Origin of the sequence: Novosphingobium barchaimii LL02 (genome assembly GCF_001046635.1) — a bacterium.
In the GTDB taxonomy this organism is placed as follows: domain Bacteria; phylum Pseudomonadota; class Alphaproteobacteria; order Sphingomonadales; family Sphingomonadaceae; genus Novosphingobium; species Novosphingobium barchaimii.
In genome coordinates, this window is sequence record NZ_KQ130453.1 from 485,897 (window position 1) to 500,542 (window position 14,646).

10 protein-coding genes are annotated in these 14,646 nt (G+C 63.6%); 5 read left to right on the forward strand and 5 right to left on the reverse strand.

All coding sequences use genetic code 11. From position 1 onward, the window contains the following. Window positions 1-49: 49 nt before the first annotated feature. Window positions 50-847, forward strand: a complete 798-nt coding sequence (locus tag V474_RS08890) for a 2-keto-4-pentenoate hydratase (protein ID WP_082699734.1) — start codon at window positions 50-52, stop codon at window positions 845-847. A 53-nt stretch (window positions 848-900) separates the two neighbouring features. Then, complete coding sequence (locus tag V474_RS08895; RefSeq protein ID WP_059151151.1) at window positions 901-2,199, forward strand: MFS transporter; 1,299 nt, start codon at window positions 901-903, stop codon at window positions 2,197-2,199. Window positions 2,200-2,288: 89 nt separating this feature from the next. Here the strand turns inward: V474_RS08895 and V474_RS08900 are convergent, their stop codons facing one another. Beyond that, window positions 2,289-3,548: a family 43 glycosylhydrolase gene (locus V474_RS08900; RefSeq protein ID WP_059151152.1), complete on the reverse strand. Its 1,260-nt coding sequence runs from the start codon at window positions 3,546-3,548 to the stop codon at window positions 2,289-2,291. Window positions 3,549-3,719: 171 nt separating this feature from the next. Then, entirely contained in the window at window positions 3,720-6,575 is a 2,856-nt protein-coding gene (locus V474_RS08905; RefSeq protein WP_059151153.1) for a TonB-dependent receptor, read from the reverse strand. Between the two features lie 395 nt (window positions 6,576-6,970). On the opposite strand from V474_RS08905, the gene V474_RS08910 reads away from it, so the two are divergent. Both V474_RS08910 and V474_RS08915 read left to right on the forward strand, forming a co-directional pair. Next, complete coding sequence (locus tag V474_RS08910; RefSeq protein WP_059151154.1) at window positions 6,971-8,317, forward strand: MFS transporter; 1,347 nt, start codon at window positions 6,971-6,973, stop codon at window positions 8,315-8,317. After that, window positions 8,314-10,173 carry a hypothetical protein gene (locus V474_RS08915; RefSeq protein ID WP_059151155.1) on the forward strand — a complete coding sequence of 620 codons (1,860 nt, stop codon included), beginning with the start codon at window positions 8,314-8,316 and terminating at the stop codon, window positions 10,171-10,173. The genes V474_RS08910 and V474_RS08915 overlap by 4 nt, the downstream gene beginning before the upstream one ends. Window positions 10,174-10,202: 29 nt before the next feature. Here V474_RS08915 and V474_RS08920 read toward each other — a convergent pair whose 3' ends face one another. Then, window positions 10,203-11,111 (reverse strand): LysR family transcriptional regulator, encoded by a 909-nt coding sequence (locus tag V474_RS08920; RefSeq protein ID WP_236710979.1) that lies wholly within the window; start codon window positions 11,109-11,111, stop codon window positions 10,203-10,205. Between the two features lie 149 nt (window positions 11,112-11,260). Between V474_RS08920 and kdgD the strand changes: the two genes are divergently transcribed. Next, window positions 11,261-12,187 (forward strand): 5-dehydro-4-deoxyglucarate dehydratase, encoded by a 927-nt coding sequence (gene kdgD, locus V474_RS08925; protein ID WP_059151156.1) that lies wholly within the window; start codon window positions 11,261-11,263, stop codon window positions 12,185-12,187. Between the two features lie 219 nt (window positions 12,188-12,406). Here kdgD and pncB read toward each other — a convergent pair whose 3' ends face one another. Both pncB and V474_RS08935 read right to left on the reverse strand, forming a co-directional pair. Further along, window positions 12,407-13,708, reverse strand: coding sequence for a nicotinate phosphoribosyltransferase (gene pncB, locus V474_RS08930; protein WP_059151157.1), 1,302 nt, complete (start codon window positions 13,706-13,708; stop codon window positions 12,407-12,409). Between the two features lie 11 nt (window positions 13,709-13,719). Continuing rightward, a complete protein-coding gene (locus V474_RS08935) occupies window positions 13,720-14,631 on the reverse strand; it encodes an NAD(+)/NADH kinase (RefSeq protein ID WP_059151480.1) in 912 nt (303 codons plus the stop codon). Window positions 14,632-14,646 lie beyond the last annotated feature (15 nt).

Here is a 14,646-nt window from a genome sequence, read left to right on the forward strand (position 1 = left end):
GACTTAAGGGCAGACCGGGACGGCGATGCGGTTGAGTATGGGGATTGGTTTGACTGATACGGCAAAAGCAGTAGCCGAGGCTTTCGTGGCGGCCCGGCGCGAAAAGCGCGCGCTGGTGTCTTACCCCGGAGAGACGCCGGCCGACATGGGCGGCGGCTATACGATCCAGGACTTCGCCATTGCCATAGACGGCCGCGAGATCTCGGGCTGGAAGGTCGGCAAGATCAATCCACCCGACGACGAGCGCCTTGGCAGCAACCGCCTCGCGGGGCCGATTTTTACGGACAGCGTGGTAACGGTAAACGTGGGTGAAGCGCCTGCAATGCCGGTTTTCGCCGATGGTTTTGCCGCGGCAGAGGCGGAGTTCCTGCTGCACGTCGCCGCCGGCTGGGATGGCACCGTCCCGCAGGACGATGATGCGACGCGCGCTGTCCTCGACGCAGTGCATCTGGGAATCGAAGTCGCCAGTTCGCCGTATCCAGGCATCAACGCCGATGGGCCGCCGGTCACGGTATCGGACTATGGCAACAACTATGGTCTGGTCATTGGACCGGCGCTTGCCGGTTGGGAAACCATCGACTTTGCCAGTGTCCTCGTCCGCCTCGAGATAGATGGGTCCGTCGCGGGGGAGAACACCACTGCCGCCATGCTCGACGGGCCGCTGGGCGCGGTACGCTTCCTGCTGGGAAATCTCGCCGGGCGGGGGATCGACTGCAGCGCGGGCACATGGGTATCCACAGGCGCGGTCACGGGTGTCCACCCGGTGGTGCCGGGAGAGCAGGTTCTCGCTACCTTCGAGGGGCAGGGGACCGTAGCTTGCGGTATCGTGGCGGCGACGTCGGCCTGAGGAAGAATACGAGCACGGCAGGATAACAAGGCCGCCGTTACGGGAGTTGGGAAATGGGTGCGGAAACAGGCGGCGCAATCAAAGCCGGAGACAAGGTAGGCCGCTATCGATGGGTCGTGGTCGCGCTGCTGTTCGCGGCCACGGCGATCAACTATATCGACCGGCAGATGATCGGCGTGCTCAAGCCCACGCTCGCTGCCGAATTTCATTGGTCCGAAACAGACTTTGCGGGCATCGTGTTCTGGTTCCAGGTGGCCTATGCGATTGGCTACCTGTCATTCGGCAAGGTGGTTGACGCGCTGGGCGCTAGGCTGGGCTACACGATCGCCATCGTGATCTGGACCATCAGCCACATGGCGCATGGTTTCGCCACTGGCATGATCTCGTTCGCGCTGGCGCGCTTTGGCCTGGGTATCGGCGAATCGGGCAACTTCCCGGCCGGCATCCGCGCCGTGACCGACTGGTTCCCGCAGAAGGAGCGCGCTTTCGCCATTGGCGTGTTCAACGCCGGGGCCAATGTCGGCGCCATCATCACCCCGCTGCTGGTGCCGCTGCTGGTGCTGTGGTTCGACTGGCGGATGGCCTTCTTCGTGACCGGCCTGTTCGGCATCATCTGGCTGGCGGTGTGGTGGATGGTGTACCGCCACCCCACCGAGCACACCCGCGTAACGCCCGGCGAACTCGCCTGGATCCGGCAGGACCCGGCCGACCCGGTAGAGAAGATCGGTTGGGGACGCCTGCTCACCGTCAAGGAAACCTGGGCTTATGCGCTCGGCAAGTTCCTGATCGACCCGATCTGGTGGTTCTTCCTGTTCTGGCTGCCGGGCTACCTGTTCGACCGTTACGATCTTGACCTCAAGACTTTCGGCCTGCCTCTGGCGGCGATCTACCTGATCTCCGATCTGGGCAGTGTGGCGGGTGGCTGGTTGTCCTCGAAGCTCATCAAGGCCGGGCGCACGCCGAACTTCGCGCGCAAGGTGACGATGCTGATCTGCGCTATTTGCGTGCTGCCGATCTGGTTTGTGCAGGGGATCGACAATGTCTGGATGGCGGTGCTGGTGATCGGCCTTGCCACGGCGGCGCATCAGGCGTTTTCCGCGAACCTCTACACCCTGCCATCGGATGTGTTTCCGCGCGGCGCGGTGGGGTCGGTGGTCGGCATAGGCGGCACCGTGGGCGCGTTTGGCGGCATGGGCATGGCGCTGTTCGCCGGCTACATCCTGGATGCCACGCATAGCTACGAGGTGCTGTTCGCGATCTGCGCGAGCGCGTACCTGCTGGCGCTGCTGGTGGTGCATATCCTCAGCCCGCGCCTTGCGCCGGTGCGGATCGAGGATGTTTCCCAGCGGTAATGAACTGGCGGCGGCGGGGTTGTTCCCCGCCGCCGCAGATGAAGACGTTTCTTGGAAGTTTGCTTGCCGGTGAAGGAAAGGCTGCGCTCTTAAACCTCGCGCGGGGTGAAGTCAGCCACCAGCCGGCCTTTTTCATCCATGCGGGCAGGGACGATGCCGGGTTTCTCGCGGAACGGGGCTTCGTCGTCGTTACCGAAGATGGTGCACCACCAGCGGCCTTCCTTGTCCTTGAAGATGTTGCCGCCGCCGCCGCAGGCCACGCTTTCATAGCGGTCGCGGTAGGGGCCGAAGGGCTTGTCCGAAGTCGCCAGCGCGAAGGAATAGCGGTTGTTCACGAAGCGGTCGACGGCGCCGAGGTAGTACGTGCCATCGTGCTTGAACATCGTCGCGCCTTCGAAGCCGATGTCCTTGAAACCCCGGTGGACACACTTCTTGTTGTGGTGCGCGGGGTCCGGGTCAGGGTTTTCCAGCGCGATCGGCTGCCAGTCGCCGTCGTAGCCAGACAGGTCCGGCTTGAGGCGCACCATCTCGAATGCCCCGGCATAGGTCAGGTAGACCGCGCCGTCGTCGTCGCCGAACAGCGTGGCGTCGATGCCGTTGCGCAAGGGTTTGTCCGGCGAAAAGGCGTGGACGTAAGGGCCTTCCGCCTTGCCTGTCGTACTGCGCAGCACGGCAATGCCGGAGCGGCTGATCGAATGGCAGATGTAGTAGTTGCCGTTGATGAAGTGGATTTCCGGCGCCCATACCGCCCGGAAGTAGTCGCCCTTGCGCACCGACCACTGCTTTTCCCAGACACCGTCCCGCTCGATGCTCCAGACCAGGCCAAGATAATCCCACTGCTTGAGATCGGGCGAGCGCCAGAGTTCGACGCCGTCATTGGCCTTCCAGATGTCATCGCCGGTCGAGCCGGTCATGTAGTAATTGCCGTCGCCGCCAAGGCAAACGATGGTGTCGCGAAGGTGCAGATGCAGCAGCGGCTTGACCGGCGGGATCAGGCCTTGCGTAACCACGCGTGCCGAGTCCGAATTGGCCCAGGGCAGCAGGTTCGCCGGCGCCGGGCCGGGGCCTTTGTAGCGCACGCCCTTGCGGTCCACCGCCGCTTCGCTGGTCACCCAGCCGCCGCGCTCGGTTTCAGCGGTGACGGGCAGGCCGGGACCGCTGCGCCGCGCGACATCGTAGTAGCCTGGCGGCGGCGGATCGACTGGGCGGCCGTTGTCATCCTCGATGGGGAAAGGCGGGCGCTTTTGCGGCGCGACCAGTTCCTTCCCCAAGGCAGGGGCGCCAGCGCCCAGCAACAGGGCGCTCCCCGCAATCATCGAGCGGCGGCTGAATTCGAAACCTTTGGTCACGCTGCGTCTCTCCCGGTTGTCTCGTCAATGCGAGTGTAGCCAAGCGACCCAGGCGATCTGGATTGCTTGGCTACACGCGCACCGACGAAGAGTTTCGGTAGTTATGTCTCATACTTTCGTCCTGAAAAAAGGACCCCGGCCCTGCGCTGTGTGCAGGACCGGGGTCAGCCGTCAGTACTTGAAACGTACGCCGAAGTAGAACTGGCGCCCGAAGGTGTGGTTCAGCACGACGCGGTTATCCTCGTCGATGTACTGATCCTTGCGCTCGTTGGTGAGGTTGTTGCCCTCGATGGTAAGGGTGAGGGCATCGGTAATGTTCACGCCGATGGAGGCGTCGACATTGATCGCGCTGTTCACGCCTTCCTCGGTGTTCTGATCCCGCGCGCCGCCGCCGAAAGATTCCACGTAGCCCGAACGATAGGATACCGAACCGCGAAGGGAGAGCAGCTTGTCCTCGTAGAACAGGGTGCCGTTGGCGGTATGCTTGGACAAATTGGTGAGCGGGCCGGTGACCACGCCGATACCGCCGGGGCCCGGGTACTTCAGGTCTGCCTTGACGTACGTATAGTTCGCCAGGATGCCGAGGTTGCGGAAGATACCAGGCAGGAAGTCAAGCTGATGCTGGTAGTTGACCTCAAAGCCCTTGAGCTTGCCGCCATCGCCGTTGATCGTGCGGCGCACGGTAACCGGCACGTCGGGGGCAAGGCCTTGGTCGGTCGCCAGATTCAGCGGGAAGCCGAGCTGGTTGAATGGCACCAGTGTCGAGATCTGGGTACCGCTCAGCGACCCGATGTCCTTCTGGAACAGACTGACGCCCAGCAGCGATCCGGGGGCGAAGTACCATTCAGCGGAAAGGTCGAGGTTGAATGCCTCGGTGGGGTTCAGGAAGGGGTTGCCCTGGTTGAACACCTGGTTCGCGGCCTGCAATGTCAGGTTGCCGCCGGGGGAAAGCGCGCCCAGCCCCGGACGGGTGATGACCTGCGCGGCGCCGAAGCGAATGAGGAATTCAGGAGAGAATTCCGCCACCAGGTTCATCGAAGGCAGCCAGTTCTCATAGCTGCGCTTGACGGTGATCGGCGTGGCGACACCGCTGGCAAGGCCATAGCCGAACGAGGTCTGCTGCGTCTTGACGTAACGCATACCCGCATCGCCGCGAACGGTGACACCGCCGAACTCCTGCTCGAAGTCCACCTGGAACCACAGCGCCTTGTCGACCTCCTTGATGTTGCCCGTGTTGCTGGCGGCGGTGGCGTTGGGGTTGGACCCGGCGACGTCGCGGTCGTTGACGCGGAAGTCCACGGCGCGTCCGTTGATGTCGGTCACGCAGTTGCAGTAGATGCCCAGCGTGTCGACGAAGCCCTGCAGGTTCGGAATGACGTAGCCGCCGTAAGCCGGATCGCCGGTAACGCCGCCGAAGGGCGTGGTTAGTGCGGCGACTTGCGCAGGCGTCAGTGTGCCCGATGACGTTTCGGCCACGAAGCGGCGGGATTCGAATGTGTCGTAGCGGAAGCGGCGATATTCACCGCCGAACGACAGCTTGAAGCCTTCGGCCAGATCCCATTGACCGCCGAGTTTGGTCGAGAGGTAGTCGTTGGTGACTTCGTTCTTGCGGATACGCACGTCGGATGTGCCGTTGATGAACGACCAGTTTGCCGGATTGTTGGGATCGAAGCCCCAGTTTATCGTGGGCGAGCGGTCGTTGTCGCGGTAGTCCCAGCTGAAGCCGTCTGAGTTCAGGCGGTCAAGTACCACGGTGGTCTGGACCGGGCTGTCGAATTTGGACTTGGAATAGCCGACATAGCCATTGACCCGGAAAGTGTCGGACAGTTCCTGCTTCAGTTCCGAATTGACCTGATAGAACGTGGTGCTGAATTCGTCGTGGCGCGATTCGATGCGCATGTCGACGTCATCGAACACGCCGTAGACCAGCTCGTTCTGGTCGTTCACTTCGCCGTCGCGGATGATCGTCTGCGACTTGCCAGACGCTCCGGTGCGGCTGAACGACAGCGCCTCGATATAGTTTTCCTGACGCTTCGTCTTGGACTTCGAATAGAGCCCCTCGACGGTGATTTCGGTGCGATCCGAGGGCTTCCACTGGACAGCGCCGGTCAGCCCCAAGCGCTTGATGTCGTTGGTCCAGGTATCGTAGCGCGGAATGCGCGGGTGGTAAATCAGGCTGTCCCAGTTGGAGCCGTCCGCCGCGGGCGCGGTGTTGATCTGGGCGGCTGTATAACCGGGCAGGGTGGAGGCGGCGTTGAACCCGCCGTTGACGCCCGCCGGGCTCCAGCGCACGGTGGAGTGGCCGGTTTCCTTGATGGTGCGGGTCGAATAGGCGCCCGAGGCGAGCACGCCGAACGTGCCGCTGTCGTTCTGCCAGCTTACCAGCCCGGCGAAGCGCGGATCCCACGCTTTCGACAGGTCATTGTAACCGGCGCGGGCCGATCCGGCGATCACGAAGTTGTCCTTGTAGTCCAGCGGGCGGGCCGCCTGAAGGTCTACAGTGGCGCCCAGCGAGCCTTCTTCCACCGAGGCCGAGGCGGTCTTGCGCACGGTCAGCGAGTTGAACAGTTCGGATGCGAAGACGTTGAAATCGAAGCCGCGGCCCCGGTTGACGCCGCCGCCGGCATCGGAACCGCCCGTGGTGGCGACCGCTTCCATTCCGTTGATGCGCACGCGGGTATATTCGGGACCAAGGCCGCGCACGGAGATGCTGCGTCCTTCGCCGCCCTCTCGCGAGATCGCGACGCCGGGAATGCGCTGGAGGGATTCTGCGAGATTGTTGTCGGGGAACTTGGCGATGTCTTCGGCCTTGATGACATCGACCGCGCCGGTCGCTTCGCGCTTTTCCGCCTGCGCGGTCTGCACCGAGTTGCGAAAGCCCGTGACGATGATGTCGGCAGGGCTGGCACCGCCCAGGCCTTCGGCCTCGCTATCCTGCGCAATCGCGGGAGAAACGCAGGCGATCGCCAGTACCGTGATGGAAGCGCTGCGCGCCAGGCGGCGACGAAGTACCATTGAAGACGTCATTGTTATCCTCCCCTTTTATTCGACCCGGCACTTCAAAGAGCGCCGTTATCGTTGAGCTTCCCCGGCTCTGCTTTATCAGTAAACTTGATACCGGTGTCAGCAACCGCGAATTTGGTCTTGGGACGATAGGCGCAGTCGTCCGTTGCTTCGTCCGCGAAAAGAGGCACGATCGATGCACGCGCAGCATCGGTTGCAACATGGCGGTGGCCGGCAAGGCAATTCGACGGACGCGGCGCGCTTCAGCCGGGGCAAATTTGGTACGATCCTACGGGCTGCGCGGTGGATGATGCGCAGCCGGCATTGATCGAGTTCAATTGCGGCATGGATGGGCCGCCCGTCGCGCGCCTAGTCTGGACGAACGATAAGCCCGCAAATGGGCCAAGGGAGAGTTGGACGTGTCAAGCAGAGCCGAAATTGCCGTCCCGCCAGCCAGTATCGCCAAACCCACCCGCGTCCGGTTTCTGATTATCGCGCTGGTCTTCGTCATCACCTCGCTGAACTACGCGGACCGTTCGACCTTTTCGATTGCCGGTGCCTCGGCTTCGGATGAACTGGGGCTGGGGGCGATCGAGACCGGGTTCATTCTTTCCGCATTCGCGTGGGCCTATGCTGCGGCCCAGATACCGGGCGGGTTGTTGCTCGATCGCTTCGGGACACGTCCGGTCTATATTGCCGCGATCGGTACATGGTCGACCTTCACCGCGATCCAGGGCTTTGCGGGCTTCCTGACCGGAGCAGCCGTGGTCGCGCAGCTGTTCGTGCTGCGCTTTTTGGTGGGGCTATGCGAGGCGCCGTCGTTTCCCGGCAACGCCCGCATCGTCACCGCCTGGTTCCCGGCGAGGGAACGGGGCACGGCATCGGCGATCTTCAATTCCGCGCAGTATTTCTCGCTGGTTGCTTTTGCGCCGTTGATGGGCTGGGTGGTCCACACCTTCGGCTGGAGGGCGGTGTTCTTCGTCATGGGCGGATTGGGCCTGATGGCGATGCTGGCCTTTGCCGCGTTCATTCGGGATCCCGTCAGACACAAGTGGGCCAACCGGGCCGAGGTCGACCTTATTCGCGAAGGCGGCGGGCTGGTCGAACTCGATAGCCAGAAGGGCAAGCGCGGCGATCCGACCTTCACCTGGAACAATGTGCGCCAGTTGCTTGCGAACCGGATGATGATCGGCATCTATCTGGGCCAGTACTGCATCAACGTGCTGACCTATTTCTTCGTGACGTGGTTTCCGATCTACCTCGTCAAGGATCGCGGGTTCGACATTCTGGAGGCCGGTTTCGTGGCCGCCGTACCGGCGCTGTGCGGCTTCGTTGGCGGGGTTGCGGGGGGCGTCGTGTCTGACAAAATTCTCGCGCGTACCGGGTCCATCACGCTGGCCCGCAAGGCGCCGCTGCTGGGCGGGATGCTGCTGGCCAGCCTGATCATGGCCGCCGCCTATGTGGAGAGCCGCTGGGGTGTAATTCTGCTGATGTCGCTGGCGTTCTTCGGCAAAGGCGTGGCCTCGCTCGGCTGGGCGGTCATGTCGGATGTTGCGCCGCGCAAGCTGGCGGGGCTGGCAGGGGGTGTGTTCAATACGTTCGGCAATGCGGCGGGTATCGTCACCCCCATCGTCGTAGGCGTGCTGGTCGCCAATGCGGGGTCGTTCGATACGGCGCTGGTCTTTGTCGGCGCGCATTGCCTGCTGACCATCGTTGCCTACTTCGTCATCGTGCAGAAACTGGAACGCCTGGAGCTGGTGCCATGAATTTCGACCGACGCTCCCTCCTTGCCGGCAGCGGTATCGTTGCGCTGACCGCTGCGATGCCCGGCCTTGCCGCCGAGGCCCGCAAGGCGCCCGAAATCGCCATCGATACACCAATGGCGGCGCCGCGCTGGGCGGTGCTGCAGCGCCACCTGATCGCCATGCAGGGCGACGCCGCGCAGGCGTTCCACGACCGCTACTTCAACCAGAAGCACGAGATCGAGGCGTTTCTGCGCTGGGGTGCCAACGATGGCCCGGACGATGCCATCGAGGCGGTGAACGACTGGCCCTATCTCTACCTGATGGGCGGGGGCGACCATATCCTCCAGCTGGCCCGCGCAGTGCAGGAAGCGCATTTCGCGCAATATTCGAGGGCGAAGACCCGCGACGTGCCGATGGGCCGAAACGGCATGTACGTGCGCGAATTTCCGCCCCAGATGGATTGGCAACACATCTCCGAAGGCCTGACCACCTTCAACCAGCTTGGTCTGTGCACGCCAGGCGACCGCAAGCTGATCGAGCGTGCGCGCCGTTTCGCGGACTTCTACACCGGGCGCGATCCCATCGCCGCCAATTACGATCCCAAGCTGCGACTGATCCGCTCGATGTTCAACGGCAGCATCGGCCCGCTTATGCGCCCGGCGACGATGCTCGACTGGGCGGGCGATCCGTTCGACACCGCGCCCTTCGAAATGGTCCACGGCGAAACCAGTTACGCGGACACGCTCGAACACTACCGCGAATATACTGAGACGGTGGGCGACAACCCTCTAAACCTCCACTCCACCGCGCTGGGCTTCAACGCCTGGATGCTGACGGGCGAGAACCGGTTTCGCGACTGGATGCTGGAATATGTCGAGGCATGGGCAGCCCGTGCCCGCGCCAATGACGGCATTTTGCCCAGCAACATCGGCCCCGATGGCATTGTCGGCGGCGGCGCGGACGGCAAGTGGTATGGCGGCACCTATGGCTGGGGGTTCAGCCCGATAAACCCCGTCACCGGCAAGCGCGAGGACCGCAACCGCATCCCGCGCGCGATCATGGGTTTCATGAATGCCTATATCGCCACGGGCGACGATCGCTACCTGCAGGTGTGGCGCGATCAGAATGCGCGGATCAATGCGGCTTCACGCAAGGTGGACGGCGTGATGTCGGCCCCGACGATGCACGGCAGTGATGGCTGGTACAGCTTCAAACCCGGCCCCTACCGCTTCAATACCGGCGAAATCTGGTATCTCTCGATGCGCGGTGACGACCGCGCCGCCATGGCTTCCACGCCGTGGACGCAGTTCCTTGATGGCAAGGCGCCGGACTGGGCCGAACAGTCTCTGCTGGCCGACATGGAGCGGGTGCGTACGCAACTCGTCCGCGTGCGTGAGGACAAGACCACCGCGCAGACCCGTCTGGCGGACAATCCGATCGAGCGTAATCCGGTTTCGGTGACGGCGCTGATGCACCAGACGATGGGGGCCATCCACGTTGCGCGGCCGCCCTGGTCGCCGACGTCGCCTAACCAGGGCGGGACGTTGCTGTTTGCACGGCTGCGGCACTTCGATGCCGATCGCGGGCGTCCCGGCTTGCCCGAAGACGTGGCGGCGCTGGTGGAGAAGCTGGACGCGGACACGACGACGCTGTCGCTGGTGAACCTCAACCCGGCGCTGGCGAGGCGACTGGTGATCCGGGGCGGTGGTTATGGCGAACACCGGATCGAGGCGGTACGATTGGGCAACCGGCGCATCCCCGTAGGCAGCCGTGATCTGGCCCTGCGAATTGAACCGGGGTCAGGCGCGCGCATTATCTTGGAGATGGCCCGTCATAGCCAGCAGCCGACTTTGGCATGGCCTGAACTGATCGCGTGAAACCCTGTCCTCCCGATATGGGGAGGACATCAGGCTGCCGATATCGCTTTCAGGCACAAGTCCCGGAATGCCGGCAGGGCGGGGTTCTCGCTCTCGCGCCGCCAGGCGAGGTGCAGTTCCACCGGCGTTTCCGGCTCGCTTACGAATGGGCGGAACACTACCCCTCGCGGGTGCAGCCCCGCCGCTGCCTCAGGCACGATCCCCGGTGCCAGCGCGGCGCCCACGAGGCCCAGCAGCGAATGGATCTGGGTGACATACTGCACGTAGTTCGGTGCCGCTCCGGCCCGCTCGAACAGGCTGCTGAGCAACCGGTGAAAGTATCCGGCGCCGCGCTGGGCATACATGACAAGGTCGATGCCGTCGAAGTCTGCCGGGCCGAAACTTTGCTGTCCGGCCAGCGGATGATCCTCGGGCAGGGCGACAAGCAGGTTTTCCAGCAGCAGCGGCGCGGAATCGAACTGCACCCGGTCTATCGGCGGACGTACCAGCGCAAGATCGATCAGCCCGGTATGCAGCGCCTCGAACTGATCGCCCGAGACCAGTTCATGCAATTGCAGTTCCAGCCCCGGCAGTTCCACTGCCGCGCGCTTGACGATGCGCGGCAGCAGGACATAGCCCGAGACCGCGGTGAAGCCGATCGAGATACGCCCCGTCTCGCCTTTCCATACACGCCGAGCCGCCAGCGCCGCGCTTTCGGACAGACGGACGATGCGCCGCGCTTCGTGGAGGAACGTCTCACCGGCCAGCGTCAGCGTGACCCGCCGGCTGGTGCGGTTGAACAGTTCTACCCCCAGGATGCGTTCCAGCACCTGGATCTGCCGGCTGAGCGGCGACTGGGTCATATGCAGGCGCTCTGCCGCGCGGCCGAAGTGGAGTTCTTCGGCCAGAATGACGAAGCAGCGCAAGTGGGTCAGTTCGAACATGATCGATGCGTACATGCTGCCCGCTCTCAGTGAAAGACGCGAGGTTATCCCGCCTGACGCATTCTATCGATGCCGGGTGGACATGAATTGATCCATTCAAAGCGGTGGGTGCACGGGCGCGGGACGGCTAGCAAAGTGGCACAGGATCAATTGGAGCATTAGCGATGTCGCCTCAGGAATTGGCTGCCCGGATCGGCGCAGGCCTTCTCTCGTTCCCGGTCACCCATTTCGACCGGGACATGGCCTTCGATGAAGGGGCCTACCGCGAGCATCTCGCTTGGCTTTCGGATTACGATGTCGCGGGCCTGTTCGCGGCTGGCGGCACCGGTGAATTCTTCTCGCTGACGCCGGCGGAAGTGCCAGTGGTGGTCAAGGCCGCAGTCGAGGAAGCGGGCGGCAAGGTGCCCGTGCTTTCGGGGTGCGGCTATGGCACCGCAATCGCCACCGGGATCGCCCGGGACGTGGAGCAGGCCGGTGCCAACGGCATCCTGCTGCTGCCGCCCTATCTCGTCAATTCGACGCAGGAAGGACTGGCCGCGCATATCGAAGCGGTCTGCAAGGCGACTTCGCTGGGCGTGATCGTCTACAACCGCGACAACGCGATCATCAATGAAGATACGCTGGCCGGGCTTTGCGAGCGCAATGTCAACCTCATCGGCTACAAGGACGGCATCGGCGATGTGGAACTGATGATGCGTATCTATGCCAGGATGGGCGACAGGCTGACCTACATCGGCGGCCTGCCCACCGCAGAAACCTTCGCCCCGGCCTATCTGGAGATGGGCGTGACGACCTATTCCTCAGCCATTTTCAACTTCATGCCGAAATGGGCGCTCGGCTTCTACAAGGCCGTGCGCGCGCGCGACAAGGTGGCGGTCATGGCGCAGCTCAGCGACTTCGTGCTGCCTTATATCGCCATTCGCAACCGCAATGCGGGCTACGCCGTCTCGATCGTGAAGGCGGGCATGAACGTAATCGGCCGCCCCGCCGGTCCGGTGCGCCTGCCGCTTACCGACCTGACCGATGCAGAGCAGCAGGATCTGCGCGCCCTTGTGGAAAAGGCGAATGCCTCTCTGCGGGCGCCTGCCTGAACTGCCTCGCGCGCGGGTTGCTCCAACAGCCCGTGCGCGAGCCTGCCAGCGTGCGCATCGCTGGCAGGGGAAACACCCGCTCGACTTTCTCCGGGACTTTCGCCGCGCAATGCAGACCAACGCAATGAAGATATACCATAATTGCGGTGGGTTTCAGCAGTCTGTCCCGATTGCCGGCGGGCAAGTCAGCAGGGTCAGCCCTGTTTTCGTGCGCCCCGCTCAGACTAAAACGGGCGCGGCGACGTGGCCGGCCGTGCCGAAGATGCGGCGATAGCGTGCGACTTCCTCGGGCAGGCCGGTTGCCTTGGACGGGTTGTCCGACAGCTTGACGGCCGGTCTGCCATTGGCGCTCGTCACCTTGCAGACGAGCGAGATCGGCTCCAGCCCGGCGACGCCGTCCGGGTCGCAGCCGCGAAAGTCGTTGGTGAGGTTGGTGCCCCAGCCAAAGCTCATGCGCACGCGGCCATGGAAGTGGCGGTAGGTCTGCTCGATGGTGCCGATGTCCATGCCGTCGGAGAAGATCAGCAGCCGCTTGGCGGGGTCCACGCCGCGTTCCTGCCACCAGCGGATGATCTGTTCGCCTGCCTCTATCGGCGGGCTGTCTGGGCGGAAACCGGTCCAGTTCGCCAGCCAGTCGGGTGCGTTCTTGAGGAAGGCAGTGGTGCCGAAGGCGTCGGGCAGGGCGATCAGAAGGTTGCCGTTGTAGTGGGCCTGCCATTCTTCCAGCACCTGGTATGGCGCATTGAGAAGCGCGTCGTCGCTTTTGGCGAGGGCGGCGGCGACCATAGGCAGTTCGTGCGCATTGGTGCCGATCGCCTCAAGGTCCGCGTCCATCGCCAGCAGCACGTTGGAGGTGCCTATGAAGCGGTTTCCGAGACCTTCCTTCAGCGCATCCACGCACCAGCGCTGCCACAGAAATCCGTGTCGCCGCCGCGTGCCGAAGTCCGAAATCACAAGGTCGGGCAGTTCGCGCAGCCGCTCGACCTTGTCCCACAGCTTGGTCTTGGCCCGGGCATAGAGCACGTCGAGCGCGAACTTGCCCCGATCGCGCATCGCCGCGCGCGAGCGCAGTTCGTTGATGATGGCGAGTGCCGGGATTTCCCACATCGTCGTGTGGGTCCAGGGGCCTTCGAAGCGCAATTCGTACTGCCCGTCGACTTTGCGCAGATCATAAGCCGGCAGACGGAATTCGGCCAGCCAGGCGATGAAATCGGGCGCGAACATCTGCTGCTTGCCGTAGAAGCTGTTGCCGGCAAGCCAGATCAGCTCCTTCTTCGAAAACCGCACGGAGCGGGCATGGTCCAGTTGCGCCCGCAGTTCCGCCTCGTCGATCACTTCGGCCAGTCGCACAGAGGTGGTGCGGTTGATGAGCGAGAAGGTAGCCTTCACATCCGAATGGATATGGCGGATCATCTGCAGCATCAGCAGCTTGTAGAAGTCGGTATCGAGAAGACTGCGCACGATCGGATCGAGCCGGAAATTGTGATCGTAGGTGCGGGTTGCGAGATCTGTGACGGCCATGAAAACGATCCTTACCCGATGACGAGGTGGAGGCAACGGGGCGCGGGCGAAACGTGTACCCGGCGCCCCCAATCGAAGGCGATGAAGTCCTGCTCGATGCCATCCGCGAAGATCACGCCGCCATCGTTCATCCGCGAAGTGATCAGGAGCGGTACGTCGGTGACCTTGCCCGCGCGCATCTGCGTGGCGGTGACGATGCTGGGGAAAGGTTCGCGGACCCAGTAGCCGACCGCGCGTTCCTCCAGCCCCAAAGGCTGGTCGATGTGCGTGGCCTGCGCGATGGAGCGCGCCCAGCCGGTGGCGCCTGTGCCCGATGCGACGATCAGGCCAGAGGAACTGTGATCCTCGGTCATGCCGTGTGCCTCGATACGATATCGGGCCGACTGGTGGCTGCGGTGGCCGACGAATATCTCGTTAAGCGCAGTCAGTGTCTCGCCGCCGTCGAGTGTGGCCTGGACCATGGTTCGCCGTTCTATCGCAGCGTCGCGGGCGGCGCTGGCCGGCAAGAGCCGGGCGAGCTTGTCCACCGCGATGCGCACCAGCACTCCGTCATGAAGATCGGGCGCGGGGTTCACCCCGATCACGGGCTGGCCGTCGAGGTACTTGGCGACATTGGCGACCAGCCCGTCCTGCCCCACCGGCACAACTACATCGTCCCGCGCGAACAGGAAGCGATCAAGGTCGGCGCGCTTTACCAGTGCTTGCCGCCAATGCCCGGGGACGGCGCCGCGTGCCGAAGCAAGCGCGGCGTGGAAACGATGGTGGCGAGCTTCCACGTCCTCGATCCGCTGGCCCCTTGTCTCCAGGAAGAACCGGGCCTGATCGCGCGTTGCATGGCGCGCGATCAGCAATTCGTAGTCGGTTTCCCGCGTGACGAACACGGCGCGCGGCGCGATCGTCGAGACGGGGGGAGGTGAGGACATCGGGGCAGGCATGAC